Consider the following 1,955-nt stretch of genomic DNA (forward strand, 5'->3'; position numbering starts at 1 on the left):
CGTGGTGCCCTTGCGAGCCACCGGCCGGCTCGGCGCGGCGTCTTCGTCGTCGCCACCCTCGGAGGCCTTGACGAGCCCCTTGCCGGTCGCGCCGAGCTTCATCTTCACCGGCTTGTCACCCCAGAGTTCTTCGAGGTGGTAGTAGCGCCGGATGTCGGGCTGCATGATGTGCGCGACGGCGGCGCCGCAGTCCACGATGATCCATTCGCCGTTGCTTTCACCCTCGGTGCGCAGCACCGGAAAGCCGCCCGACTTGACCGCGTCGCGCACGCTCGCTGCCAAGGCCTTGGTCTGGCGGTTGCTCGTTCCCGAGGCGACGATCACGCGCTCGAACAGCGCGGAAAGGTGCTCGGTGTCAAAGACCACGATGTCCTGGGCCTTCACGTCCTCGAGGCCATCGACGATGGCGCGTTGCAATTTGCGGATGTCCATTCAGCTCCTGGCGGGCTCCGGGGTGGGGGGGGATCTGTAGAGACCGTGACGGTCAATATAGCGTGCGACTTCGGCGGTCAATATTGTCGGCTCGAGCTCGGCCGCCGGGCGACCGGCCGCCAGGTGGGCGCGAATGGCGGTCGAGGAGGCGTCGATGGGCGCCATCGGCAGGCGCTCCATGCGGTGCGGCAAGGCGCTCACGTCGTGGGGCGGCAGCGTCGGCGGCGCAGTGTCGCGGCCGGCCACCGCGAGCGTCACGCGCAGCAGCAGCTCCTGCCACTGGCGCCAGCTGGAAAGCCGCAGGTACTGGTCCGCCCCGATGACGAGAAACCACTCGGCCTCGGGCCGCTCGGCCTGCAGCGCTCGCACGGTGTCGATGGTGTAGCTCGGGCCGGGGCGGTCGAGCTCGCTGCGGTCGAGCACGAAGCGCGGCTCACCACAAGCCGCGGCCTGGACCATAGCGGCGCGATGCGTGCCGCTGGCGAGCTGGCGCGCCTTTTGCCACGGCTGGCCGGCGGGGATCCAGTGCAGCTCGTCGAGGCGCAGATGTTCGAGCGCGGTGCGCGCGAGCGCGATGTGCGCGACATGCGGCGGATCGAAGCTGCCGCCGAACAGGCCGATGCGCGGGGCGCTGCTCAACACCACTGCCTCACCCGCAAGAACTCGCTGTACAGCCGCGCCTCCGGCGAGCCCGGCTCCGGGTGCCAGTCGTAGCGCCACGTCACCACCGGCGGCATCGACATGAGGATGGACTCGGTGCGCCCGCCCGACTGCAGGCCGAACAAGGTGCCGCGGTCCCACACCAAATTGAACTCGACGTAGCGGCCCCGCCGGTAGGTCTGGAACTCGCGCTCGCGCTCGCCCCAGGCCATGCCCTTGCGGCGCTGCACGATGGGCAGGTAGGCGTGCAGCAGCGCGTCGCCCACGGCACGCATCACCGCGAAGCTGCGCTCCAAGCCCAGCTCGGCAAAGTCGTCGAAGAACACGCCGCCGATGCCGCGCGGCTCATTGCGGTGCTGCAAGAAAAAGTACTCGTCGCACCACTGCTTGAAGCGCGGGTAGAGCGCAGCGCCGAAGGGTGCGAGCGCATCGCGGCAGGTGGTGTGAAAGTGCGCCGCGTCTTCCTCGAAGCTGTAATAGGGCGTCAAGTCCATGCCGCCGCCGAACCAGGTGACGACCTCGCCGCCGGGTGGGTGCGCCGCGAGCATGCGCACGTTCATGTGGACCGTGGGCACGTAAGGGCTGCGTGGGTGCAAGACCAGCGAGACGCCCATCGCCTCGAACGGCGCGCCAGCGAGTTCGGGGCGGTGCTGCGTGGCCGAGGACGGCAGCGCGCGACCCTTGACGTGCGAGAAGCTGCAGCCGCCGCGCTCGAGCAAGGTGCCGCCTTCGATCAGCCGCGAGAGACCGTCGCCTTCGAGCGCGCCGCCCGGTTCGCGCACCCAGGCGTCGGCGAGAAAGGCGCCGCCGTCCTCGGCTTCGAGCGCGGCAACGATGCGCGACTGCAGCCCGAGCAGGTAACT

The 1,955-nt window shown here is 69.6% G+C and carries 3 protein-coding genes; all 3 read right to left on the minus strand.

Going from position 1 to position 1,955, the window contains the following annotated elements; all coding sequences use genetic code 11:
• Nucleotides 1-432: ribosome silencing factor (gene rsfS / locus RMO12_RS11665; RefSeq protein WP_309639415.1), on the minus strand; the 432-nt coding region annotated here is incomplete at its 3' end.
• Complete coding sequence (gene nadD / locus RMO12_RS11670; protein WP_309639416.1) at nt 433-1,071, minus strand: nicotinate-nucleotide adenylyltransferase; 639 nt, start codon at nt 1,069-1,071, stop codon at nt 433-435.
• On the minus strand, nt 1,068-1,955 hold an 888-nt coding region (gene hemF / locus RMO12_RS11675; RefSeq protein WP_309639417.1), incomplete at its 5' end, for an oxygen-dependent coproporphyrinogen oxidase. The genes hemF and nadD, both read right to left, overlap by 4 nt.

The organism is Methylibium sp., from assembly GCF_031393925.1.
GTDB lineage: Bacteria > Pseudomonadota > Gammaproteobacteria > Burkholderiales > Burkholderiaceae_C > Methylibium.